The following is a 25,047-nucleotide window of genomic DNA, read 5'->3' as shown; positions in this document are numbered from 1 at the left end:
TATGGAGGCATGAAATTGGCTAGTTACCTTTATGTTTATTCTTTAAATACTGCCGAGCAACCAGATTTGTTCTTTTCGGAAGAAGGAAAATTAAAATTAACTTATCTTCAGGAACAAATGGATAACAATAAAGCTCCGATAAATGTAGAAGGTTTTTTCGAAGGGCAAGGTTTCGGTAAAATACAACGAACTACACTTATGGATAGAAATGCCATTCAAAGTTTTTGTGTAACATTAGGAAGTTTAGGAAATTTCAATGAGGCAAAATTTTCGGATGATACTTTTACCACCGAAAAAAGACAGCATAAATATTATTCAAAGTCCAAAATATTCATTACAGATCAAAGCGATTTTATTATAATTTTTGATAATTCTATAGAAGAAAGGGAAAAGGCAAAAGTAAAAGCGCAAGTAGAATCTTTAGGTTTTGAAACCACTAGTTTTAGGATTACTGACAAATTGATTAGGTCGATACAAGCTAATTATCAATGGAGTGCTGCCACTTTTAACAAAATAGTAAAACACGGAGACAGCACAAGGAGAGTATCTTTTGTTATTGACCCAGCTAATGATACTGATCCATCTCTAGTTCAGGAGCAATACAGTGAACATGGAGAAATGTCACATATAAAATTTGAAATGCCTTATTCTCAAGAAGGTGCTCCTAATCTTGTTTCAGTTACATTATATTCTGACAAAAATAGAATAATAATTAACGAAGAAGAATTTTCCAATAATGATATGTTCAATAATTTTGTTGTATATTTAATACAAGAATTATCTAGGTTACAACATCAATAGTTCAATCTAAGGAGGGTTAGATTTTGAACTTTAATCTTTTTCAAACCAATAATATAAAGAAATTGACTAAGCTCGCAAAAAAGAAACCTAAGTTCTTATCTAAAAAAGAAGAAGTGGACATCTTCCATGTAAACAAACTTAATGAAAAACATTTACATCTTGTGTTTTATATTTCGGATGAGTATCAATTCGGTACAAAAAAATCTGGGGAAAAACTTAATGTTCCTTTCGATCAATACGTAAATACATTTATATTTTTTGATTCTGATTATTTATTAATTGAATCGATTAATGATAAATATACTGAATTAATATCTAATTATATAGAACTGCAAACAAGTTCAAAAATAATTAAAAGTAAATTAAACAATGGAGAAATATCCAAAATTGCTTCTAGACTAAATGGATTTGTAAAGGGATTAGAATATTCAGATGGCGAGGAAGAATACAGCGTAGAATCTATGCCTTTGGAAAAGCTACTAAATTTGATGTCTGAGAATGTTTCAATTGATTTCTTATTATTAAATGTGGAAGATAAATTAATTTCAATCACAAATTACAATAAAATCTCTGTTAATAACAGCGACGAAGATTACCTGATAAAATTTACTGGGGAAATAGTACATGCGATTAGTTAATCTTGCAGTTCAGATTTTAATTCCAACAATAATTTCTATACTAGGAGCTTATTTAGGCGGTTTATTTGATAGCAATAATAAAATTACTATTTATTGGGTATGTGGTGTATTATTAATTGGATTTATCAATACTTACATTGCTTCTAAACTATACAAGTGCCAGGACGATTTGGATATCGCTAATGATAAAATTAGTAGACTATTGATAAAAAAGGAAATAAAGTCTACAGGCTTTGACCTTACAATTTTTCCTAAAGTTATTGGTGATCGCTTTCAAATCAATACAAGGCATAACATGCAAATATATATTAATGCGGTTCATCCTACAACTAAACTGCCAAGTTTAGAAATAAAATCAAATAAAAATATTAATATCAATGTTAATAATACAAATATTAACTCAACCAACCACTTGAGAAAGTTTATTTATCTAATTCCTGACAATTTCCTTACCAACCTTTATTCATCAAAGAGGTTTTTTCTCTATGACTTGGAGATTGAGCCACATGATAGAGGAATATTAGAATTAACCATTATTGCTGAGTCTGAAGAATTTAAAACAGAACTTACTTATAATTTAAATTGTATATAGCCCAAAAATGGGCTTTTTCTTTTTATTGTAAAAGCGAACAAATGTTTGTATAATTTTATCGAAAGGTGGGACTTTTGGTGGAATTATACAAAAACACATATAAAACGACAGCCCTAGAGGATTGGGTGACAAACTTTTATACTCGTCTAAAAATCCTACATCCACGCCAAATAAACGAGGAATACATAGCCCGAGTCTATAACATTTTTATTAATCGGTGGGAATTACCATCGAAGTATTTAGTAAACGGAAACTTTCGAGGAATTTATATCAATCAACGTAAGTCAAAGGATCAGCAGCGAGAAATTTTCTTCCATGAGCTCTGTCATATTCTTAGGCATACCGGTGTGCAAACCATGCTGCCGGCAGCGTTTCGTGAACTGCAGGAATGGGATGCCAGGCATTTTACTAAGTATGCTGCTATTCCACGTCATATGCTTAAGTTTATTGATTTTGAGGACCCGTATGTAATTGACCAAATGGCTTCCCTTTTTAGTGTTACTCCCGAGTTATGTGAAGAACGACTGGTGCAAATCAAAAATCGATGTATGTCTTTTAGTTTTGTGGCAGAAAGCCGGCATATATATGAAGTGTAGAATTTACCAAGATAACTTATTACTAAATTTATATATCATTAATGTGGAAAGGAGGAAAAATAATGAGAGCTGTAGATTACGATCGTGTCTCAACGGATGAGCAATTTAAGCAAGGATACAGTATCGATTCGCAGAAAGAGTTAAATGGTAAGTTTATAGAATCGCAGAAATGGGTGCATGTTGATTCATATGTGGATGACGCCAGCGCGAAGTCATTGAAAAGGAAAGATATGCAGCGTTTAATTAAAGATGCCAAGGAACGGAAGTTTGATGTTGTTGTATTTTATAAGCTTGATAGACTTGTCCGCTCAGTAAGTGACCTGGATACACTTTTAAAAATATTCGATGCGCATGATATTGCTATACGGTCCGTAACTGAGCCATTCGACACCACTACCGCTATGGGTAGGTTTCTTATTACACTAGTTGCCGCAATCGCTCAGTGGGAGCGTGAGACGATTTCTGAGCGTGTTACAGTAAACATGTTATCAAAAGCAAATAAAGGTGAGCGTAACGGTGGCCGTGCCCCTTTTGGCTATCGATTGAAAGACGGTGAACTGGAGATTTCTGAAAGGGAAGCAAACATCCTAAAAGATGTATTTCATCTTTATATTTCTGGAAAGGGTATTCGAACTATAGCATTATATTTACAGCAATACGGAATTTATAAAGATATCCGAACAATTGGAAGATGGCTCGAAAATCCTGTTTATACTGGCCGACTTAGATGGGGTAAAAATTCAAAAATGGATACGATTTTGTATGAGGATTATACACACTCGGCTATTATCGACGATGAGACTTTTGAAACAGTCCAGCAGCTGCGTAACAAAAGAACGATGGAAGGAAAAAAAGCGACTTCACCCTTTCCTTTTTCAGGTGTTTTGCGTTGTGCTCGATGTGGGGGTCCGTTGTCGGGATATTTTCGAAAAGCAAAGGGTAGCAAACACTATGTATGCATCAATAGAAAGAATAAAGGTACCTGTGACCTTCCACAATTTACGGAGCCAGCATTAACCAAAACGTTTTTGGATGAACTGACTACAGATGATCCGGAACGATTCCTCCAGCTATCTAAGGACTTTAACATCGAACAAAAAGAGCAGGATGACCAAACGCATTTAATTAAAGAATTAGAGCGCGAATTGGCTGCCATTAAGACACGTAGAAAGAACTGGTTAATGGCTTTAGGTAACGGAATAATGACTCAGGAAGATTATTTATCCTTGACTGCTGAAGACACAAAAAAAGAACAGCTTATTAACGAGCAGCTGGCCGAGATAGCACCGCCAGAAGTACGGTATGACCGGGAAGAAATTCTATCTTTGCTAACATTTATCCCCCGTGCTTGGGATACGGCTAATGATATGGAAAAGAAAAACTTTATCAATGATTTGTTTGAATCCATTATTGTGGATGTGCCAAGTGATTATTACCGGGCCCCGGGTAAGACACCCAGCGTTATCATAACAGAAGTGAAATTCTTGTAAAATATTAAACTCCTTTGTTGTCGCTAGGTGTTGCCATGGCCATGAACCTGTTCGGGCACGGAATTGCTTTATCGGGTGATTTTGTCATTCAAGCTGCACCTAAACTGACATCTGATGCCGCCGGGATCCCCATCCAAGATGTCATCGATGCCAGTATTCCTTTAGTATTTATCATGGGTATTGTGACAACAATTGCGGCCTTTTATTTCCTGCGCCGGGACATGAGGCGTGGAATTCTAAAGGCCGATACAACGATGATCTCCGCTTCTGATGCTAAAACCACACAGCCGGGGCTGCTTTCTCTCTCCCAGAAACGATTCTTTGCCATATTAGTTCCTTTATTATTTGCCGCTGACGTTGCTGCTATGACAATCCTAGATTTAACCGGTGGAGATGCAACAGCTTTGATTGGCGGAACCTCGATATTAATTCTTCTGTTAATCTCATTGACAAGTTATAAAAATGAAGGTCTTGAGAAAACAACAAGTTACTTGATTGAAGGCTTCCAATTTGGCTTTAAAGTCTTTGGTCCGGTCATTCCAATTGCCGCTTTCTTCTACTTGGGAGATGCCGGCTTTACGAAAATCATCGGCGAATATCTGCCGAAAGCATCCCAAGGAATAGTCAACGATCTAGGTCTGGCCCTTGCTAACATCGTACCGTTAAGCAAGGCGGTTGGAGCCGTTACTCTGACTGCTGTTGGTGCTATTACCGGACTTGACGGCTCAGGATTTTCCGGTATCTCACTAGCTGGTTCAGTTGCTTCTCTTTTTGCCGTCGCGATTGGAAAAGGTGCGGCTACCCTGACTGCGCTAGGTCAAATCGCTGCCATCTGGGTTGGCGGTGGAACCCTTGTCCCTTGGGCCCTCATCCCGGCGGCGGCAATTTGTAATGTTGACCCCTTCGAACTTGCACGGCGAAATCTTCTCCCTGTCGTGATCGGACTTGTGGTGACCACGATAGCGGCAATGTTTCTAATCTGAATTTCCAAATGGGGCTGAAAATCTTCAGCCTCTTCTATTTGTTCCAAATGTTTTATAAATGTTAAAATAGTATGAAAAATAGGTTAATTTTTATAGTAAAGACTGAGAGGGGGATTTACATATGTTAGATGACTTGTTTGCTAAATTGGAAAACTCCTATGAGGAAATGGTCACCATTCGCCGACATCTTCACCAGCATCCTGAACTATCCTTTCAAGAATACGAAACGGCCAAATTTATTGTTTCCTTTTATGAAAAACTTGGAATTGAAGTGAACAGCAATGTCGGAGGAAATGGTGTAGTGGCAAAGGTTTATGGTAAAAAGCCGGGTAAAACCGTGGCATTGCGAGCAGATTTTGATGCCCTGCCGATTCAGGATGAAAAGGATGTCCCATATAAATCAACAGTGCCAGGAGTTATGCATGCTTGCGGACATGATGGGCACACCGCCACCCTCCTGCTCCTTGCCAAAGCATTGAATGAACTTAAGGACAATCTCGAAGGAACCTATGTGTTTATTCACCAGCATGCAGAGGAATATGCCCCAGGTGGTGCCATATCGATGATTGAGGATGGCTGCTTGGAAGGTGTGGATGTAATCTTTGGCACTCACTTATGGGCAAGCGTGCCAACTGGTACCATTCAATATCGAACTGGCCCTATTATGGCGGCTGCTGACAGGTTTGAAATTGAAATTCAAGGTAAAGGCGGGCATGGCGCACAGCCTCATACTACAAAAGATGCGATCGTGACAGCCTCCCAGCTCGTCTTAAATCTTCAGCAAATTGTGAGCCGCAGGGTTAACCCGATTGATTCGGCCGTTGTTACCATTGGATCTTTTACTGCACAAAATGCCTTCAATGTCATTGCCGATAAAGCAAAGCTTATCGGAACGGTGCGGACCTTCAATGAGGGGCTTAGAAGCTTTATTGAAGAAGAAATCGAACGAATTGTCCACGGCACCTGTTATATGTCAGGCTGCACTTACGACTATAAGTATTATCGCGGTTATCCTCCAGTGGTCAATCACGCCAAGGAAACGGAATTCCTGGCTTCCTGTGCTCGCCTTGCAGCAGAAGTAAAAATCGTGGAAGAGACCGAACCGGACATGGGAGGAGAAGATTTTGCCTATTATTTGCAAAAGGTGCCGGGAACCTTTTTCTACACCGGTGCAAAGCCGGAACGCGGTGATGCTGCTTACCCGCATCACCATCCACGATTTGACATCGATGAAAAAGCCATGCTGATTGCTGCCAAGACATTGGGAACAGCAGCCATAAAGGTGCATAACGAATAAATGAAAACTCGGCATTGTCGAGACCGTTAGGATGAAGACATGGACGTAGAAAAGATTGCAACACAATTATCAAGGAAGGAAAAGTGTGTTGCACACTTAGGTTGACTTGCCTCCCTGTTAATTGGAGAGGAGGGCACTCGACTCCTGCGGGATACAGAGGTCACTGGAGACCCCGCAGGCGCTTTTAGCGCTGAGAAGGCTCCAGGAGCTCCCCGCGGAAAGCGAGTGCCCGGAGCGGAAATCAACAGGCCATTTTGCAGGGATAAACAACAAAAGTTCGGTAATTTAAGTTTGGACAAAATAAAAAAATGCCGAGAGAAATACCCTTTATCGACAATCTGAACCCCCTGTACTTTATTTAAAGCTCAGGGGTTTTTTGCAAAATTCTTAACCGATAAGCGTTCATCGCCGTTTCGCCTAATGTTTTCATTAAGTTGTTATTGGCATATGCTCCAACAAAGGCACCGATCCCGGGAACAAGCTGAAGCATTTTGACAAAATCAATATAATCCCGATATTCCTGCTGAAACTTCCGCCAATCCATTTCCACAAGAACCTGTTTTCGCTCCTCCCAGTTTTCAATCTCAGATAACGTATTTCTGCGGATTTCATCGCTTGAAAAAGCAAGCTGAAAGACATGAAGAATAAATAGCCTTTCCTCATATTCCTTCGTATTAAAGCCATAAACGGATGCTGCATCAAATAGAAATTTCATCTTGATAGATAACAGCAAAGGAAAGTCTGCAAGTCCCAACAATATTCCTCCGGCCCCTGTACCGGCTCCTTCCACCATCGCTGTTTTTTGGTAAGTAGAAATTTTCTTGCGAACTAATTCATCTCTTTCTTCAAGAGTTAACCCTTCTGCAGCGTTTCTGTTGGTGGTCATTTGCGAACCAAATAAAGTAGCCTTTACCATTGTTTTAATGCTGTCCGTCATGACTTCATGAACTTTTTCGGGGATGATTTCATTGATTTTCCCCTGCGCCTTTTTCGAAATCCTGTTCATCATTCCTGACCGTCTCGTCAATTTTCGTTTCCAATCTTGAACTTCATCATATACCTTTAATTCATAATCGTTCATCAAACCTCACCTCACCATACTAATTTTATGCGTAAATACGTAAGAATCAGCATTTTGTTTTCAAAAAAACCCCCTTAGCCTTAGCTCAAAGGGGGTTCATACTATCCTTCAATCTATTTTTACTGTAAAAATATACAAATAGGACGTTAAACAATAGGCCTGCGGCAAGCTCCAATAATGCCAGGGACATTTCTCCCTTTAGAAGTATAGACAGGGCAAAAACGATGTTTTCTATTGTTAAAACGACCATCAGCAATAAATGAAAAGCTTCGTGCTTGTGTTTTTCAGCAACCGGATAAAGGTCGACCCACAGCTTGTTTTGGTGGTGATGTATAAGCGGAAGCAGTTGAAATCCAGTTAAATATAAAAACAAAATACTGATGATAATTTGTCCAAATCCAAACGAAATAAAATAAATCCCTAGTATGCCAATAGCCGTTAACCTGAAAAACAGTCCGAGATAATCCGATGACCGCAAAAAAGTCCGTGCATACAAAGAGAGATACGTATTTTCTTGTGAAAAGCGAATCCCCCCCAAGAGAAAATCTAGGCATTTTCTTCTTTTTACCGTATCCTTTAGTTTTGGTACATCTGTAAACATATTCGCAAGCCGATAAAAGGAAGCCATTCTTTTTTCTTCCTGGTCAATTAATAAATCCCATTTTAACCCTAGGGTTTTTGTACTGTTATGGAAAAAGAAAAAATACAAAACCATAATCAAAACAATTACCAAAAGGATCACAAAATTTGCCTGTTTAAACAACAGATAGGTCAGCAAGAGATTAATGAAATATCTCACAGTCAGATCCCATTTATGTACTGATGTCTGAACAAAATAAGAAATCCGCCAGCTGACTATTAAGTTCCATCCCTTGATGAGAAAAAGAACAATGAAAAACGGGAAAAACAAGCGAAAGCCAGTGCTGCTTATATGTGCATACATTGGCATAAGAACTGCAAAAATGAGTAAGAGTATGTAGCCTTGAAGAACAAAGCTGACGAATCCAGAACGAAGAAAATACCCTTTTAATTTATCTTCTAACGGAAGCAAAAAGACCTTATCAGCTTCCAACAAAAAATTATAAACTGGGCTGTACGTTAAGAAAAAACTAATAAACAGAGCAAGAATGATTTCCGCCGGAAAATCAGTAGATAATGTTTTAATCCACTCCTGATAATAATAAGCACCGCTGCCGATTAGAAACAATAAAACAATGACAAGATGGCCATTGAAAATATAGCGGAGATATGTGCTCAAATCTTTAACACGCCGGCCTGCCCGTTCCTTCCAAAATTTCACCGCATCAAACATAATTTTCTTCCTTTGTTAATTGAATATAAATGTCATCTAATGATGCGGAAGGCATCGAAAATTGGTCCCTAAGCTCTGAAAGTGTCCCTTTTGCCCGAATTTTCCCTTCATGCAAAATAACAAACCGGTCGCAATATTTTTCTGCAGTGGCCAGAATATGGGTCGACATTAAGATTCCCGCTCCATTTTCTTTCATTTTCCTCATTAAATCGAGCAATGATTGGATTCCGAGCGGGTCGAGGCCGACAAACGGCTCGTCTACAATATAGAGCGATGGCTGCACTAGGAACGCGCACATGATCATCACCTTTTGCTTCATCCCTTTAGAAAAATGAGCTGGAAACCACTTTAGGCGCTTCTCCATCCGAAATTCAGTGAGTAATGGCGAAACACGAACTTTATAGTCCGTTTCAGAAAGCCCATATGCCATTGCTGTTAAGCGCAAATGTTCCTCCAATGTTAATTCTTCATATAAAATTGGTGTTTCCGGAACAAACGTAAACATTTTACGATAGGCCTCTTTATGATTAGTGATAGTTAGTCCATTTATTTTTATGACACCATGATGTGGTTCCATTAATCCGATGATATGCTTGATAGTTGTACTCTTTCCTGCGCCATTCAAGCCAATTAGGCCAACCATTTCTTTTTCTTTCACCTCAAAAGAAACGTCTTTTAAGACCGGATTCCTTGTGTAACCGCCAACTAGATCTTCAATCGTTAATAAAGACATTTTTTTAAGTCCTTCCCGTAATGATTTCCTTTATTTTAACAAATCGAACCCAATAAAAATAGAAATTCAATTTTATTTGTATATTTCCTTATCAATCGGACATCATAATATTCGAAGGGGAGTTCACTTGATGAAGTGATTCATCAACCATTTGAAATGAGGTGTCTACAAAAGACAATATCCGTTTCAATCCAAAGAGCTTCTAAAACGTTTCAGATAAGGGGATGGTTGTTTTGTACAGTGTGCATGGTAACCATTTGAAGTTCAAATAACACCAGGTTTTTGGATAAAAAACTGAAAATGAGGTGTTTGTCGCAGACATCGTCCGTTTTTAAAGGTGAGAAAACCGATAAAAACAAATAGGGGATGGTCAGCTTGAACAATGATGTTTCTTTATAACAACACTCTACTGTAAAATGAGGTGTTTATCAAAGAACACTCCTATTGAACGTCAAATTTGAAGCAATTTCCCCTTCGAGAGGGCGGGATTCTAAGCGAATCCTGCTCTTTTCTTTTTTGTCTGAAAGTTTTATGGTAAAATATACAAAATATTTATTGAAAGGGTTGTCAACAATGAGCGATTGTATTTTTTGTAAAATTGTAAATGGTGAAATTCCTTCCGCAAAAGTATTTGAAAATGAACATGTCCTAGCCTTTATGGACATTAGTCAGGTGACAAAAGGTCATACACTGGTAATCCCTAAGATACATAAAGAAAATGTCTTTGAACTGACGCCTGAAATCGCCAGAAACCTATTCGAAGTGGTCCCTGCCATTGCTAATGCTTTAAAACTGGAATTTGAACCGCCCGGTTTAAATACCATTAACAATAATGGCGAGTTAGCTGGACAAACTGTTTTCCATTACCATATGCATTTAATCCCCCGTTATGGCAAAGGAGATGGCCTTGGTGTAGTGTGGAAAAATAATCAAAGTGACTATACACCACAAATGCTAATGGAAATGGCGGCAAATATTGCCAATAGATTGTAGGCCTGTACAGTAAGTTGTCTGAAAATTATTTCTTTCTTATTATTATCGTAATATGTTATAATGTGTATAAATTCTTCGCTGCAGGCAATGAGTGCACTGCAGGAGGAAAAAAGCTTTTAGAAGAGCAGAGGAGAGATGAGAAATGAAAACAAAAAACCTTGTCATTTTAGCACTTTTAGCGGCAATTGGATTTGTGTTGCACGCGGTAATGCCGGCTTTTCTGACCATTAAACCTGATATGATGCTGGCGATGATGTTCTTAGGAATTATTCTTTTTCCGGAAATCAAAAGCGTTATGCTTTTGGCGATTGTAACAGGAGTATTATCTGCTATCACCACTCAGTTCCCTGGGGGACAATTTCCAAATATCATTGATAAGCCCGTCACTGCATTAGTCTTCTTCGGTTTATTTTTAGCATTAAAAAAATACCGCCATTCTATTGTAAGTGTTGGTGTTTTGACAGCGATAGGAACGATTGTGTCCGGAACTGTCTTTTTAACATCTGCCTATTTCTTGGTTGGTCTGCCTGGCCCATTTGCAGCGTTGTTTGGCGTAGCTGTTTTACCTGCTGCTGCCATCAATACCGTCACAATGGTTATCATTTACCCAATCGCGCAATCGATTGCTAAAAGAACTAAATCATCAACTGTTTCCGTCATTGAAAAGTAATGACAGGTAGTTAAGAAAAGAACCCTTAAGGGTTCTTTTCTTAAATTCACTTTAGAAAAAATAGATAAACAATAAGGCTAACACTAAAAAGATTCCCCCGCCGCTAGCGCAGACAGCTGCCCTTTTCTTTATTATTTGTTTAGGCGGATATACGCCCGGTCTCGTTAAATCTATGACAAACTTACCTGTACCCATGAAAAAAATGGTACTTAGAACAAAAAACATGATAGCAGCACTTTTCATAGTAAGATCCCCCTGCAGGATTCCGAATTTTCTTAATGTTGTAATTATTTATATGATTTTCTGGCCATACCTATGAAATATTTAATAACACTATATAAGGAAATTAAATTTTTAACAAAAATATTCAAAAAGTTTCCATTTTTCGTATAAATCAATTATAATAAAATAGAAATCATACAAACAATTTAAATATCAATATAAAATTATCGTAATTTCTAAAAATTTTGTGAATTTTTTCTTTATTAATTTTTATTTTATTGGCATAATGAAAATAGAGTAATAATAAAGTAGGTGAAAATGGAGATGACGGAGAAACAATATTCGGCCAAGGAAGCAATGATTTTTAGTCAAAGAATTGCACAATTAAGCAAAGCGTTATGGAAATCAATTGAAAAAGACTGGCAACAATGGATAAAGCCTTATGATTTAAATATTAATGAACACCACATTCTTTGGATTGCATACCATTTGAACGGTGCATCTATTTCCGATGTAGCAAAGTTCGGGGTCATGCATGTCTCAACAGCTTTTAACTTTTCAAAAAAATTAGAAGAACGGGGCTTGCTGAAATTTTCTAAAAAGGAAAATGACAAACGGAATACCTATATCCAATTGACACCAGAGGGTGAAAGCATTCTCCTGCAATTAATGGAAACCTATGATCCAAATGCCTACTCAGCATTTACCGGCGCTCTGCCTTTAAGGGAATTATACGGAAAATTTCCGGACATCATTGAAATGATGGCGATTATCCGGAATATTTATGGACAGGACTTCATGGAGATTTTTGAACGTTCCTTCCATAATCTTGAAAGCAAGTTTGTTGAAGAAGACGGGAAACTAAAAAAATTAGAAGAAAAAGAACAGGAACTTGCTTAAATAACTAAATAAATTTTTCAATTTCCTGAAAAAGTGGTTTGTATAGATTCTGTGATAGACATGCCTTGACGGTTTGTCCTATATCCAGATTTTCTGGCATAGAGATTGAAAGCTCAGCAAAAAGCGGATGAAAGTATACGTACCCTTCCGCTTTTTGTTCTTCCAATTTTTTGCTCAATCTGTCACATATGGAATAAAAATGTTTCACTTCTGATTCGGATAGGCCGGCTTCAATAATCAGCCGGCTGAACTTCTTGGATGGATGGTCCAATACCTCTAACAACAGCTTTTGATGGTATTCAAGCATATTGATTTTTTCAGCCAGCATTTCAAATTTATCCATGAAAAGCCCCCCTTTTTCCATATTATTCACCTTTTTGGGACTTGGATAAACGTATTTCATTATTTACCTATCTGGCATAAAAATCTGAGAGCCTTCCATTCTTTTTGACTATCTTTTTAGTAAATTTTTTGGTAAGGTAAAATGGAGCAGAATCTGTGGGGAGGGATTTCTTAATGATCTCCATTTTTATCGTCTTAGCCATCTTTATTTTGTTTTATGTCAATAAAATGACTAGTTCATTATGTATTCAAAAGGAAATTCCGGAAGATCGTCAGCATAAGGTGTTCCGTACGATTAATGTTCTCGTTACTATTTTATTAATTTCTTCCTATTTGGAAATTTTGTATACATAGTGATATAAAGAAAACTTGCCGATTGGCAAGCCCCTAAAGGCGGTTCATGAGGAGCAGTTGCAATTAGGCTTTCTTATTAGCTAAGAAAAAACAAGCGATGAGGTGTCTCCTCATCGCTTTTTTCTAATGGCTGCATTACCAAACCCAAGCAGCACCAACGATAATCAATAAAATGAACAGAACAACGATTAACGCAAAGCCTGCTCCGTAACCTGCTCCACCACTCATATTTTTGCCTCCTTTCGTTATCTACGATATACTATTCAATCAATCGCCAATTGACTAGGCTCTTATCTTATTTTTTGGGAAAAGACAGGTTTGGGCTTGTTGAATTTTTTAGAATGATATTCCTTTAAATTTTTTGCAGGAGTTGCCATTTATGTTATAGTTAAGGATGTGGACAAAAACCCATAAGAATTTACTATTTAGGAGAGATTCATCATGAAAAAATGGATAATGGCCCTTACGCTTGCTAGCTCAATTCTGGCCTTAAGCGCTTGTAATCAAAATGGTTCGGAGACGGTTGCGGAGAGCAAAGCTGGGGATGTGACACAAGAGGACCTTTACAAGGCAATGAAGGACAAGTTTGGCAATCAAGCTTTACAGCAGCTTGTCTATGAAAAGGTTCTTTCTAAAAAATACAAAGTAACTGACAAAGAATTAGATGACAAAATTAAACAAATCAAAGAAGACCTTGGCTCAAACTTTGAAATGACCTTGGCCCAATATGGCTATAAAAGTGAAGCCGACCTAAAGAAAACAATGAAGCTTGGCATGCTTCAGGAAAAAGCGGCAATGAAAGACATTAAAGTAACCGATAAAGAATTAAAGGATTACTATGATAATTATCAGCCTGAAATTAAGGCACGCCATATCCTCGTTGCTGATGAAGCAACAGCTAACACTGTAAAACAAAAGCTTGATGGCGGTGCAAAATTCGAAGATGTGGCAAAAGAGTACTCAACTGATAAAGCTTCTGCCCAGAATGGCGGCGATTTAGGCTGGTTTGGTACTGGAAAGATGGACCCTGATTTTGAAAAGGCCGCCTATGCCCTAAAAGTTAATGAAATCAGTGCACCAGTAAAAACACAATTCGGTTACCATATTATTCAGGTTACTGATAAAAAAGAGAAAAAATCCTATGATGAAATGAAAAAAGATATTGAATATCAAGTAAAATCTCAAAAGTTAACTACCGATGTGATTAATAAAGCCATGGAACGTGAGTTAAAAGACGCTAATGTCAAGATTAATGACAAAGACTTAAAAGACGCTCTAACGCCACAGACTGCAGCCCAATAAAAATAAAAAAACGGAAGCGCCTAATTTTTGCGCTTCCGTTTTTTTATTCGCCTGCTGCATGTTCATTTTTCCGGGCTTCCTTTTCTTTTTCAAGGCGCATCATATAGATTTCTCCCTCACGCTCAATGTCTTCCAATTCAAGCTGTCGTTCATCTCGTCCTGTTTTAATGGCCATTAATGCGCTAATAATAATCCCAACCACAACTGCATAAACCCAAATTGGAATAGTCAACTTCACTTGCCCCCTTTAAAATGGTTGTCCAATTTTCTAATAAATAATATGCATGGAATAAAAAATTATGCATAAAAAAAGGATAACCTCCTAGAGAGGCTACCCTTCCTATTTATGAAAAGCAGGCTTGTAAAATGATCGATTATCCAGCGCAAAAACCCGTTCAGTAAATTCACCTGGCTTGACTCTTTCCAAAGCACGGTCAAGCATGTTCATTTTTGCATCGAGATTATCAATGTAATGAAGGATTTCTGCTTCTTTCACTAATGGCGGTTTCGGGCTTCCCCACTCCGCTTTTCCGTGATGACTGAGAACCAGGTGCTGGAGGATTAACACTTCCTCCCCGTTAATACCAAGTTCTTCGGCTGCTTTGCCAATTTCATTGATCATAATCGTAATATGTCCAAGTAAATTTCCTTCAAGCGTATAAACAGTTGAAATTGGCCCAGATAATTCCATGACTTTGCCCATATCATGCAGGATGATGCCCGCATAAAGCAGGTCCCTATCAAGACTTGGGTATAGACCGGAGATCACTTTGGCGAGGTCAAGCATGCTGACCACATGATAGGCAAGCCCGGAAACAAATTCATGATGATTTTTGGTCGCCGCCGGATACTCCAAAAATGCCTTTTGGTGCTTCTTTATTAAATGGCGGGTAATCCTTTGGATATTCGGGTTTTTCATATCAAAAATATACTGGGTTAGTTTACTCACCATTTCATCCTGACTTAACGGTGCGGTTTCAAGGAAGTCTTCCAATTTCACCGCATCCGCTGGACCAGTTCTCCGAATCTGGCGAATTTTCAACTGGCTTTTGCCCCGATAGTTTTGCACGTCCCCCTGAATTTTAACAATCGTTTGGGCTGCATACATTTTTTCATCTTCTTCATTTGCATCCCAAAGCTTGGCTTCAATTTCTCCACTTTGGTCTTGGAGGATTAATGTTAAGAACGGCTTCCCGTTACTCGCAATTCCTTTTGTGGACGTTTTAATTAATAAGTATAACTCAATCTGTTCCCCAACATCATAATGTAAAATACCTTTCGCCAACCTAGACACGCTCCCTTCCGATAGTAAAAGTATAACATATCCTACTTTCACTCTATGAAATTATCTGAACAGCACCTTTTTCCAAGAAAAGAACATTTTCCTTTGGAAAGAACTGCAGTAAATGCTGATGACAAGTAAAAAATAAGATTTGATTTTGTTCCAGTGTCTTTAAAAGCGCGATGACCCTTTCCGTTCTGCCAATATCAAAGTTTACGAAGCTGTCATCAATGATAATCGGGAACCGGTATTTTTCATAAAGGGTTGTAGCCAGTGCAAGTCTGATTGAAATATATAGTTGTTCTGTTGTGGCTTGGCTTAATTCGTTTGCTTCAAATACGGTCCGGTCCTCTCGTTCTACTAAGAAACCAATCCCTAATGGATGCAGGTGAATTCGGTGGTATCTGCCATTGGTAAGAAAAGACAGAAACTCCTCCGCCCTTTCCAGCATTCTAGGCAAATGTTCATTTTTGTATTTCTCGATCGCTGCCGTCAGAATATTTTGTGCAAGAGAATATACCGCCCATTCTTTTGCTGCTTCCTCGAGTTCAAATTTTTTCTGTTTATAATGATGGAGAATATCGGAATAAACGCCGCCTTCTTCAAGAAGCTGTAATTCGTACTTGACCTTGGCTTGCTCCTCCTGCAGCTCTTTTAATCTTGTTTGCATGCGCTTAGATTCATCAAGTCCATCAGTTATTAATTCATCCCAATTATGGATGGTTAGGAAGCTTTCCCTCTCAGCCTTAGACAGACTTGAATATGTAAGCTGCCTGCGGATATTGTCCAAAGTAGCCATCAGTTCAGATCTTTTTGCAGCCTTTTTTCCAAGTTCATAGAATTGCTGTTCCGTATCCGTATTAGCAGACTGAAGAAGTAAAGCATACTCTGCTTCAAGCTGCTCCAGTTCTTGTGATTTGCCTTGCCAATCCGCTTCCATGCCAGCAAGTTTATTTTTTCTTTCCTGGTTTTTGATTCTCTTTTCAAGTTCTTCCTTAAGCTTTGTCCTCAAACAAAATGCGGTCTTATGTAAATCGGGATCCTTTTCCGGCAAAAAGCGCTTGCCATATTCTAGAATTCCTTCGGCAATCCGGCTTTGCTGCTGATTAGCTTTGTCCACTTTTGCAATAAGCTTATCTCGCTCCCATAAAATCTCTTTAAATTTTTCTATTTGTTTAAATGTCTCCTCTAAAAAAGAGTCAGCAAGATTATGAGGTATATTTAACTCCCTGCAAATTGTAAGCAGCGTCTCCTTATGCTGACTAGAGGCAATCTCCCATTCTTCAAATTTCGAAATCACTTTTTCAAATTGGCTTTGCTGCTGCTTAAGCTTTAATTTTAATACCCGCAGTTGTTCGCGCCGCTGATTGTCGATCTTTAATTCTTCAGCTGCCTTGTCAATATCCAAGTATTCTGCAGATTGAAGCTTTTCACTTAACTGTTTTTCTTTTTCGCGCAGACCGTCAAGCTGTTGAAAAAGCTGCTTGTCTTCAGCCTGTTTTAAGGATTGAATCATGTACACAGCAAAAGCCAAACAGCCTCCTAACCCTAAAATACACAGCACCCATTGCTTTGTCAGCAGTCCGTAAAGAATTAGGCCGAGGAGAATCAGCTCGATCGTGATAAATTGAAGCCTTAGCCTTGATTTTACAGTCTGCTCCTGGTCAAGCGATCTTTGCTGAAAATGGATTTTTTCTTTAATTCCCTTTAATTCCTCTTCTAAGCCTCTTTTATCATTTCTGTGAAGCTGTTCTTCAAGGAGCATTCTCTCACGGTCTGGCAAACATAAACCCTTGGTTAAGAGAACCTCCTTTTCAATAATCTCTAAGGCATTTTTTTCTTCCTCATACCGTTCATCAAGTTCCTCTTTAGCCTCCGCCAGTTTTCTGCTTTGTTTCGCCGTTCTTTCAACCTGCCTTTTCATAAACATATTTGTATTAATGGCTTGAAAATCTTGATCCTGCAATGGCAGATGGAGCCTTGCTTTAATATTGGAAAGTTCCGACTCACAGTCAGCCAGCCTCTGTTCATATTGGCCCAGTTCCAATTTGAACTGGTCATAAACTGGCATCTGATCCAGTAACATTAATATCGCCGGCTCGTTCTCAAGGAGCCCCTCATTTGGCTCCGAATCGTCTATTTCCAGCTTTACCTTTTCAATCCGTTCTGCAAGACTGTTCAGCTGGCCTTTGCAGGGAAGAATAAGTTGGTTTAATTTTTCGAGCCTTTCCATTCCTCGTACAGGGAACTGTACTTCTTCAAGTTCAGCAAGCTCGTTCTCAATCCATTTTTCTTGTTTAACAGAAGATTCTATCCTTTTCCACTCCGAAAGCTTTGCTATCTTTTCTTGAAGGGCGGAGAGCTGCTCGTTAAGCTTGGCCATTTCTTGCAGCAGACTTTCTTTTTTTGCTGCCAAGGTCTCATATTCCTTATTTTTCGCAGCGGCTTTTTTTAGCTCTTGATTGACCTCATGAAGCTCCTGCAGTTTTTCATTTAGCTCAGGCTTTTTTCCCCCTGGCTTAAAGCGGGTATCCAGCTCCTTTTGGAGGGCAGCCTCTGCTTTTGCGAGTTGTTCTGTCCCTAGTGTTCCTGCAGAAAATAGGTATTTACCCAGCTCTTCACCCTTCATCTGGTTGATATTTTGCAGCCCATGTATATTAAAGGAAAAAATAGCCTGAAATAGATTTTTATCAAAGCTTTCTAGTAATTCCTTTAAAAGTTCTTCACCGCCAATGATCCCGTTATCCATGACTACCTTGACATCACCGGCAGCTTTTCCTTTTACCCGTTCTATTACTGCAAAGCCTTGCCCTTCAAGATAAATTCGGATATTCCCGCCGTACTTTGTCCCATGTTTCGGTTCGTAGCGCAGATCGGATTGCTGCCTAGTTGGAAAGCCAAATAAAATACTATGTATAAAGGCCATAATAGTAGATTTTCCAGCCTCATTTTCCCCAAAGAAAATCTGAAATTCATTCAGATTTTCGATGATGACATTATCCAGTTGTCCAAAACCGTAAATATTCATTGCCGTGATTTTCAATTTGGAGTCACTCCTCTCTATTTATAAAGTAATTCAATTAGCAGCTTCTCCGCCCTATCAATTAGTTCATGCTGCTCATCGAGGGACAGTCGCGATAAATATTTTTTACCCAAGCGATGTTCGTACAAAACGGCCAAGGCTTCATCTACATGATCGAATTGTTCAATTGCGTCAAAAAGTTCACCATAAAAACTAGCTTCTTTTTTTAATTGTTCCTTATTTACCAGCTGCCTTTCGGACAAAGATAGCTCCACAATCCAGACAAATGCTTCCTCCTCCTTTTCATCTTCTAACAAAAGATCAAGCAGGTCCGTTTGTAAGCTTCTTTTCTCCATGTTGTCTTCGAGGTGAATGTTTTTGATGGCTAGGGACAAGAATGTGCCTGTTTTATCCTTTCTCCAGCTATTTAGGCTTGACTGACATAATTGAAGAATATCATTGAAATTTATCGCCGATGCTGCATCAATTTCAGCCTCTTCCCAGACAATATCTGCTGCTTCTACAAAGTCCAGTTTTGCTTCAAGTTCCGTAAACGTAATATGATAAAATCCTTTTGCATCTTTTTCTTTCTTATTTCTCCCTTGAATATTACCGGGATAGATAATCGGAGGATTTTCAGATAATACAGTGCGTTTATGGATATGGCCCAATGCCCAATAATCAAAATCTTTTTCAAGTAAATCCTTAACAGTAAACGGGGCATAGTTATCATGTTCGGAGGAAGAGCTTTCATTTCCATGAAGGATCCCAATGTGGAAATCTGAACCCACTGACTTCAGATACTCCTCTATTTTTCTCTCAAACACATGCCTGGTTGGGTAACTGAAGCCATAGAGTGATACTGTTTCACCTGTCTTTGTCTGCAGTTCCATCCTTTCGACCCTGCTGCCAAACACATGAACATTGTCCGGCATGTCAAGGTGAACCCAGGAACCATTTAAATGATCATGATTGCCGTGGATTACATAGACAGGAATACGGTGTTCCGAAAGCCTCTGCATTTCCGCTCTGAATCGTGATTGGGCCCGGAGACTGCGATCCTCTCCGTCAAATAAATCACCTGCTAGAATGACAAAATCAACCTGCCTTTCAATTGCTGTCTCAGTAAGCTTTTTTAAGGAAGTAAAGGTGCTCTCTTTTACTCTTGAAAAAATAGCAGCAGGCAAATGCTTTAAACCGACCATTGGGCTGTCCAAATGTAAATCTGCAGCATGAAGGAATGATAATTTTTTCATAAAATTTCCTCTCAAACGTTCTTTTCTTTCATTTTAGCACGGCTTAAATACGAATGCACGTTCTGTATCAAAAAACAATAAAAAGCTTTACCAAAAATGGTAAAGCTGAGACAGACTATTCGCTTTTTGTTAATTGCAGTGCTTTTTTAATATCTTTAAAGGAATTAGATTTGCCATACATCAAAACACCGCCGCGATAGACTCGTGCGCCAAAAATGGCTAATACAGCAATCGTTGCCGCCAGGATGGCAATCCCTAAAACAGCTTCCCATACCGGAATGGTCAGCATTCCAACTCGGAGAAACATAATCATTGGTGTAAAAAACGGGATATAAGAGGTAATAGTAATAAACGGGGCATCCGGCTTGCCAAGACCAAACATGGCAATCATAAAACCCCCCACAACCAGGAGCGTCATCGGCGTAATCATCTGCTGGACATCTTCAATCCTGCTTACCAGCGAGCCTAAAAAAGCTGCCAGAGTTGCATAAAGAAAATAGCCAAGAATAAAGAAAATAACTGCATAAACGATAGTTGCTGCCGGAATATCACCAAACCCAAATTCTCCAAAGAATCCGTCCTTTAAAGACTCCATATTATTCTTTAGGGAATAATAACCCACAATCAAAAACACCGCCAGCTGCGTTAAACTCAATAACCCTATCCCGAGAATCTTGGCAAACATTTGCTTGATTGGCGAGACGCTTGAAATCAGGATTTCCATTACCCTTGATGATTTTTCAGTCGCTACCTCCATGGCGATCATATTTGCATACATAATGACAGCAAAATAGATGATAAATAATAAGACATAGACAAGCCCGCGAGCTTGGTTAAGTTCCTCTTCAGTTTTCGCATTCTTCTCAAGGGCTGTTTTTTCAAACGAAACAGGTTCATAAAGCTTCTGGAGCTGTTCAGGCGTCAATTTAATTTTCGATGCAGCAAGCATCGTTTTAACCTGCTGCAATCCTGCCTGCAAGTCTGTATAGACGGATGAATCCGCAATACTCATCGCTTTATAGCGTGCTTCCGGAAGATCTTCTTTGTTAGAACGCAAAGCAATTAAACCACTAAACTTACCATCTTCGACTGCTTTTTCCGCTTCCTTTTCAGTACCTTTATAGTTAGTTAATTTTATATCTTTGTTGATGATTTTCAATTGCTGCTGTAAAGGCGCATATAATTGCCCAGTTTGATCCAGTACAGCAATATTGTCCTTGCCGCCGTTTTTATCAAATAAACCAATGATATTTTGAATATTTGTTAAGGCCAGGACAATGACAACTGTCAAAAGAGTTGTCACTATAAAGGATTTGCTTTTTAATTTATTCAGGTAGGTATGTACTAAAATAATCCAAAAATTATTCATAGGCGTTACCTACTTTCTCGATAAAAATATCATTCAATGACGGCTCTTCAAGGGCAAACTTTCGCAGCAAACCTTTGCCGGTAATTTGCTTCAAAATTTCTTCTGCGACCTGTTCTTCTTCAATCTGCAATTCCATTCCTTCCATTGTTGGTTTGGTTTTTACCACACCTGGAAAGTCTTTTATCGAATCCAAGGAAAAATCTGCATGGATACTGAGGTTCTTTTTCCCATAGGCACGCTTGATTTCCTTTAAGGAGCCATGAACCACTGGACTTCCTTTTTGCAGAATACAGAGATGTTCGCACAGTTCCTCGACATGATGCATTTGATGGCTGGAAAAGACAATAGTTGTTCCATTTTCCTTTAGCCCTATAACTGCCTCTTTTAACTGCTCGACATTGACAGGGTCCAGCCCACTAAACGGTTCATCTAATATTAACAGCCTTGGTTTATGGATCACAGCAGCAATGAATTGAATTTTCTGCTGATTTCCTTTAGAAAGCTCTTCGACCCTTTTATTTTCATATTCGGGTATATTAAATTTTTCGAGCCAGCCTCTAAGCTCCCTTAAGGCCTCACCTTTAGACATTCCTCTTAATCTAGCTAAATAGACAATCTGGTCCCGGACCTTTAGTTTTGGATACAGCCCTCTTTCTTCAGGGAGATAGCCCACCAGATGGCTGGTAGAATAATCAATAGGTTTATCGTCCCAGGTTATTTTACCAGAGCTTGCATCAATTAACCCTAAAATCATTCGAAACGTTGTTGTTTTTCCAGCGCCATTTGCACCCAAAAAACCAAACATTTCTTTTTCCGGAATCGTCAGAGATAAATCGCTGACAGCAGTAAATTCTCCGAAACGTTTGGTAACCCGTTCCAGTTTAAGTGCCATTTTACCTACTCCTTTCCTATAGCAATACAATTATACCATATTATGGTTTTAATTTTCTCTTTGCACAATTTATAGAATTATGCAAAAATAATAGTAAGAATTTTATAAAAAGGGGTATGTAGAATGAAAACTTATAAATTAACGGCGTTTGAGGCAAATGGCGAAAAAATTGTAGACGAAGCCTTCCAAGCGGAGAACGATGATGCTGCAAAGGTGCAGGGAGAAAAACTATTATCAGAGAAAAATTTACTGGATAAAACGCACCGCTGCACATCTCCTGCAGGCAAATTGCTGCTTTTCCATCCTTAAAAATCAGTAATAGGCTGTCTCATGACAGCCTCTTGTTTTATTTTCCGATAAAATTTGGCTTTCTTTTTTCAATAAATGCCTTGATTCCCTCTTTGTGGTCTTCGGTTTCGCGCATTTTCTGCTGGCCATACTTCTCTAACTCTAGTATTTTTAAAAGCTGTGGTCGATTCTTTTCAGCCAATATCTTTTTCGTTTTGATCATCGCTTGAACAGGTCTTTGCAGCCAATCTGCCACTCGTGCATGTACAGCCTCCTGCAGATCGCCATCAGCTGCTTCTTGAATAAGACCAATTGAATGCGCTTCTTCCGCACTCATCATCTTACCTTCCCAGATTACCTGCTTTGCCTTAGTTTCTCCTAATCTTTTTTCCATGAAGAAATGGGCACCGCCATCCGGGATCAGCCCTATACCGATAAAATTCATTGCCAGTTTACTAGATTTTTCAGCGATAATATGATCGGTTGCAAGCGCTAAGCTAAATCCTAAGCCAGCAGCCGCACCGGTAATAGCGCTGATTGTTAATTTTGGCATGCTATATAAGGTGATTACCAGCTCACTAATGCAGTCCATGAGCGGAAGGAATCCATTCTCGTCCATGTCTGATAGCATTGTTTTAATATCTCCTCCGGCAGAAAACGCTTTACCTTTTCCGGTTAAAATCAGGATATCCACATCATCCGATTCGCTGATTTCTTTCAGTTTGCTGACAAGGCCTTTAATCATATCCACGTCCATCGCGTTAAGCGCTTCCGGGCGATTCATTTCCAATGTGGCTACCCGGCCCTTTACTTGTAAATTCACCTTTTCTGTGACAAAATTTAAAGCCATTCCAATCCCCCCAATAAACTTGTTCAACTTCATTATATAGAGAAATGAAAAGAATAAAAACTTCTTTCGTAATAGATTGAATTTTCCGCAGGCAAAAAAGGACAAAAGGGCCGCCCCCTTGTCCTCGTCAATTAACTTTTTTGACTTACTTCTTTTTGCACCTGGTCACGAAGGGCCATTTTCAAAAATTTACCTACAGAGGTTTTTGGAACCTCATCGATGAATAAGATATCATCTGGAATCCACCATTTTGCGAATTGCGGCTGGAGGAATTCAAATAGTTCTTCTTTGGTTGTTTTTCCTTTATAGGCGTCCTTCAGTACAACGCAGGCAATTGGGCGTTCCTGCCACCTTTCATGAGGAACGGCCACAACCGCGGCTTCAAACACTGCTTCATGGGCCATTAAGGCGTTTTCTAAATCAACGGATGAAATCCATTCTCCGCCGCTCTTGATCAGGTCCTTGGTTCTGTCGACTATTTTAACAAACCCTTCTTCGTCTATAGTAGCGACATCCCCGGTGTGCAGCCAGCCATCGTGGAAAGCATCCTTCGTCCGTTCATCCTTATAATATTCGGAAGCAATCCATGGTCCTCTTATGCATAATTCGCCCATTTCCTTGCCGTTCCATGCTACCTCACCGTTCTGGCCAAGTATTTTCATCTCAAGTCCAGGGACAAGAACTCCCTGTTTAGCTCTTAATTCCAACCTTTCCTCATAATCGAGCTCCTGTTGATAGCTTTTTAATGAGGAGAATACCGCAAGCGGGCTAGTTTCGGTCATCCCATAGCCGTGCATAAATGGAATATTGTATTTTTGTTCAAATGTTTTAATCATTCCTTTAGGCGCTGCAGAGCCGCCGCAAAGGATCCCTCTTAGGCTGCTTAGATCATAACTGCCTTCTTCAAGTTCTTTCAGCAATCCCATCCATATCGTCGGGACCCCTGCCGTGATAGTTACTTTTTCCTCCTGAATTAATTCAGCCAGCAGCTTTGGTGTGAAATTTGGCCCTGGAAGGACTAACGTTGTTCCAAACCAAACACCGGCAAATGGCATGCCCCAAGCATTTGCATGGAACATTGGGACAACCGCTAGGGCAACATCCTTTTCACTTAGTGCTAAAGTGTCAGCTAATCCTACCGCCAGACTATGCAAGAAAATCCCCCGGTGGGAATATACGACCCCTTTTGGGTTCCCCGTCGTCGCGGATGTGTAACACATTCCTGCAGGGGCGTTTTCATCAATTTGAGTGGTGTATTGGAAATCTGGGTTTGCCTCAGCTAATAGTTTTTCATAATGATAAACAGGTGTGAGTGACGTCTGTGGAACCTCTTTTTCGTCGGTCATGATAATAAAAGCTTTTACGGTTTTAAGTTCATGTGCGCATTTTTCAAGCAGTGGAAGGATGTCTGCATCGATGAGGAGTACTTTGTCTTCGGCATGGTTGATGATATAACTGATGTGCTGTGGTGAAAGACGGATGTTTATCGTGTGAAGGACAGCGCCCATACACGGTATTGCGAAGTATGCTTCTAGATGGCGGTGATGGTTCCAGGCCAAAGTTCCCACCTTGTCGCCTTTTTCAACGCCAAGCTTGGTCAAGGCATCAGAAAGCTTTCTGGTTCTTTGGCCAATTTCTTTGTAAGTAAACCTTTGAATGCCGCTGGCAGTTTTAGAGACAACCTGCTTCTTTGGAAAGTACCTTTCAGCCCTTTCTAGCATTTGCGTCATTGTTAAAGGTGTTTGCATCATAGCTTATTCCCCCTTATAAAAAATGCGTTTT

The 25,047-nt window shown here is 39.2% G+C and carries 26 protein-coding genes and 1 pseudogene; 13 read left to right on the top strand and 14 right to left on the bottom strand.

Annotated elements, in window-relative coordinates:
• Positions 1–15: 15 nt before the first annotated feature.
• The 7 genes and pseudogenes from ACZ5AE_RS07675 (at position 16) to ACZ5AE_RS07645 (ending at position 6,397) form a co-directional block, all read left to right on the top strand.
• The gene (locus ACZ5AE_RS07675) at positions 16–801 is read left to right on the top strand and encodes a hypothetical protein (RefSeq protein ID WP_464570996.1); all 786 of its coding nucleotides are present in this window, start codon (positions 16–18) and stop codon (positions 799–801) included.
• A 23-nt stretch (positions 802–824) separates the two neighbouring features.
• Complete coding sequence (locus tag ACZ5AE_RS07670) at positions 825–1,439, top strand: hypothetical protein (protein WP_464570994.1); 615 nt, start codon at positions 825–827, stop codon at positions 1,437–1,439.
• Entirely contained in the window at positions 1,426–2,031 is a 606-nt protein-coding gene (locus ACZ5AE_RS07665) for a hypothetical protein (RefSeq protein ID WP_464570992.1), read from the top strand. Before ACZ5AE_RS07670 ends, ACZ5AE_RS07665 begins: the two co-directional genes overlap by 14 nt.
• A 77-nt stretch (positions 2,032–2,108) precedes the next feature.
• Entirely contained in the window at positions 2,109–2,627 is a 519-nt protein-coding gene (locus ACZ5AE_RS07660; RefSeq protein WP_464570990.1) for an ImmA/IrrE family metallo-endopeptidase, read from the top strand.
• A gap of 62 nt (positions 2,628–2,689) precedes the next feature.
• Positions 2,690–4,117, top strand: a complete 1,428-nt coding sequence (locus ACZ5AE_RS07655) for a recombinase family protein (RefSeq protein WP_464570988.1) — start codon at positions 2,690–2,692, stop codon at positions 4,115–4,117.
• A gap of 14 nt (positions 4,118–4,131) precedes the next feature.
• A pseudogene (locus ACZ5AE_RS07650) lies at positions 4,132–5,100 on the top strand (hypothetical protein); the annotation flags it as partial.
• Positions 5,101–5,221: 121 nt separating this feature from the next.
• On the top strand, positions 5,222–6,397 hold the full coding sequence (locus tag ACZ5AE_RS07645) for a M20 family metallopeptidase (RefSeq protein ID WP_464570986.1): 1,176 nt from the start codon (positions 5,222–5,224) through the stop codon (positions 6,395–6,397).
• A gap of 358 nt (positions 6,398–6,755) precedes the next feature.
• On the opposite strand, the gene ACZ5AE_RS07640 is transcribed toward ACZ5AE_RS07645, so the two are convergent.
• The 3 genes from ACZ5AE_RS07640 to ACZ5AE_RS07630 all read right to left on the bottom strand — a co-directional run bounded on the left by ACZ5AE_RS07640 (position 6,756) and on the right by ACZ5AE_RS07630 (position 9,523).
• Positions 6,756–7,478: an EcsC family protein gene (locus ACZ5AE_RS07640; RefSeq protein WP_464570984.1), complete on the bottom strand. Its 723-nt coding sequence runs from the start codon at positions 7,476–7,478 to the stop codon at positions 6,756–6,758.
• 85 nt (positions 7,479–7,563) lie between these two features.
• Positions 7,564–8,790, bottom strand: coding sequence for an ABC transporter permease (locus ACZ5AE_RS07635; RefSeq protein ID WP_464570982.1), 1,227 nt, complete (start codon positions 8,788–8,790; stop codon positions 7,564–7,566).
• On the bottom strand, positions 8,783–9,523 hold the full coding sequence (locus ACZ5AE_RS07630) for an ABC transporter ATP-binding protein (RefSeq protein WP_464570980.1): 741 nt from the start codon (positions 9,521–9,523) through the stop codon (positions 8,783–8,785). The genes ACZ5AE_RS07635 and ACZ5AE_RS07630 overlap by 8 nt, the downstream gene beginning before the upstream one ends.
• A 573-nt stretch (positions 9,524–10,096) precedes the next feature.
• Between ACZ5AE_RS07630 and ACZ5AE_RS07625 the strand changes: the two genes are divergently transcribed.
• Together ACZ5AE_RS07625 and ACZ5AE_RS07620 are read left to right on the top strand one after the other, a co-directional pair.
• A complete protein-coding gene (locus tag ACZ5AE_RS07625) occupies positions 10,097–10,516 on the top strand; it encodes an HIT family protein (RefSeq protein WP_464570978.1) in 420 nt (139 codons plus the stop codon).
• Between the two features lie 142 nt (positions 10,517–10,658).
• Positions 10,659–11,186, top strand: coding sequence for a tryptophan transporter (locus ACZ5AE_RS07620; RefSeq protein WP_464570976.1), 528 nt, complete (start codon positions 10,659–10,661; stop codon positions 11,184–11,186).
• 51 nt (positions 11,187–11,237) lie between these two features.
• On the opposite strand, the gene ACZ5AE_RS07615 is transcribed toward ACZ5AE_RS07620, so the two are convergent.
• Entirely contained in the window at positions 11,238–11,429 is a 192-nt protein-coding gene (locus ACZ5AE_RS07615; protein ID WP_464570974.1) for a hypothetical protein, read from the bottom strand.
• Between the two features lie 303 nt (positions 11,430–11,732).
• Between ACZ5AE_RS07615 and ACZ5AE_RS07610 the strand changes: the two genes are divergently transcribed.
• Entirely contained in the window at positions 11,733–12,308 is a 576-nt protein-coding gene (locus tag ACZ5AE_RS07610) for an HTH-type transcriptional regulator Hpr (RefSeq protein ID WP_464570972.1), read from the top strand.
• A gap of 4 nt (positions 12,309–12,312) precedes the next feature.
• Here the strand turns inward: ACZ5AE_RS07610 and ACZ5AE_RS07605 are convergent, their stop codons facing one another.
• Positions 12,313–12,651 carry a DUF1878 family protein gene (locus ACZ5AE_RS07605; RefSeq protein ID WP_464570970.1) on the bottom strand — a complete coding sequence of 113 codons (339 nt, stop codon included), beginning with the start codon at positions 12,649–12,651 and terminating at the stop codon, positions 12,313–12,315.
• Between the two features lie 173 nt (positions 12,652–12,824).
• Between ACZ5AE_RS07605 and ACZ5AE_RS07600 the strand changes: the two genes are divergently transcribed.
• Entirely contained in the window at positions 12,825–13,004 is a 180-nt protein-coding gene (locus ACZ5AE_RS07600) for a hypothetical protein (protein WP_464570968.1), read from the top strand.
• A gap of 135 nt (positions 13,005–13,139) precedes the next feature.
• On the opposite strand, the gene ACZ5AE_RS07595 is transcribed toward ACZ5AE_RS07600, so the two are convergent.
• Positions 13,140–13,232 (bottom strand): YjcZ family sporulation protein, encoded by a 93-nt coding sequence (locus ACZ5AE_RS07595; protein ID WP_423801450.1) that lies wholly within the window; start codon positions 13,230–13,232, stop codon positions 13,140–13,142.
• A gap of 213 nt (positions 13,233–13,445) precedes the next feature.
• On the opposite strand from ACZ5AE_RS07595, the gene ACZ5AE_RS07590 reads away from it, so the two are divergent.
• Positions 13,446–14,306 (top strand): peptidylprolyl isomerase, encoded by an 861-nt coding sequence (locus ACZ5AE_RS07590; protein WP_464570966.1) that lies wholly within the window; start codon positions 13,446–13,448, stop codon positions 14,304–14,306.
• Between the two features lie 43 nt (positions 14,307–14,349).
• On the opposite strand, the gene ACZ5AE_RS07585 is transcribed toward ACZ5AE_RS07590, so the two are convergent.
• The 6 genes from ACZ5AE_RS07585 to ACZ5AE_RS07560 form a co-directional block, all read right to left on the bottom strand.
• Entirely contained in the window at positions 14,350–14,544 is a 195-nt protein-coding gene (locus ACZ5AE_RS07585; protein ID WP_464570964.1) for a sporulation YhaL family protein, read from the bottom strand.
• Between the two features lie 102 nt (positions 14,545–14,646).
• Positions 14,647–15,591 carry a 3'-5' exoribonuclease YhaM gene (yhaM, locus tag ACZ5AE_RS07580; protein WP_464570962.1) on the bottom strand — a complete coding sequence of 315 codons (945 nt, stop codon included), beginning with the start codon at positions 15,589–15,591 and terminating at the stop codon, positions 14,647–14,649.
• 52 nt (positions 15,592–15,643) lie between these two features.
• Complete coding sequence (locus tag ACZ5AE_RS07575) at positions 15,644–18,631, bottom strand: AAA family ATPase (protein ID WP_464570960.1); 2,988 nt, start codon at positions 18,629–18,631, stop codon at positions 15,644–15,646.
• Positions 18,632–18,648: 17 nt separating this feature from the next.
• Entirely contained in the window at positions 18,649–19,866 is a 1,218-nt protein-coding gene (locus tag ACZ5AE_RS07570) for a metallophosphoesterase family protein (protein ID WP_464570958.1), read from the bottom strand.
• Between the two features lie 115 nt (positions 19,867–19,981).
• A complete protein-coding gene (locus ACZ5AE_RS07565; RefSeq protein ID WP_464570956.1) occupies positions 19,982–21,235 on the bottom strand; it encodes an ABC transporter permease in 1,254 nt (417 codons plus the stop codon).
• A complete protein-coding gene (locus ACZ5AE_RS07560; RefSeq protein WP_464570954.1) occupies positions 21,228–22,127 on the bottom strand; it encodes an ABC transporter ATP-binding protein in 900 nt (299 codons plus the stop codon). The genes ACZ5AE_RS07565 and ACZ5AE_RS07560 overlap by 8 nt, the downstream gene beginning before the upstream one ends.
• Positions 22,128–22,250: 123 nt before the next feature.
• Here ACZ5AE_RS07560 and ACZ5AE_RS07555 point away from each other — a divergent pair, with 123 nt between their 5' ends.
• Entirely contained in the window at positions 22,251–22,436 is a 186-nt protein-coding gene (locus tag ACZ5AE_RS07555) for a YhzD family protein (RefSeq protein ID WP_464570952.1), read from the top strand.
• A 37-nt stretch (positions 22,437–22,473) separates the two neighbouring features.
• Here the strand turns inward: ACZ5AE_RS07555 and ACZ5AE_RS07550 are convergent, their stop codons facing one another.
• Both ACZ5AE_RS07550 and ACZ5AE_RS07545 read right to left on the bottom strand, forming a co-directional pair.
• Positions 22,474–23,265: an enoyl-CoA hydratase gene (locus ACZ5AE_RS07550; RefSeq protein ID WP_464570950.1), complete on the bottom strand. Its 792-nt coding sequence runs from the start codon at positions 23,263–23,265 to the stop codon at positions 22,474–22,476.
• 131 nt (positions 23,266–23,396) lie between these two features.
• Positions 23,397–25,016 (bottom strand): long-chain fatty acid--CoA ligase, encoded by a 1,620-nt coding sequence (locus tag ACZ5AE_RS07545; protein ID WP_464570948.1) that lies wholly within the window; start codon positions 25,014–25,016, stop codon positions 23,397–23,399.
• Positions 25,017–25,047: the final 31 nt, after the last annotated feature.

The sequence above is a fragment of the Neobacillus sp. S1227 genome (assembly GCF_055385255.1).
The sequence above is the reverse complement of the archived record's forward strand: the minus strand, read 5'-3'. Positions and strand labels throughout refer to the sequence as shown.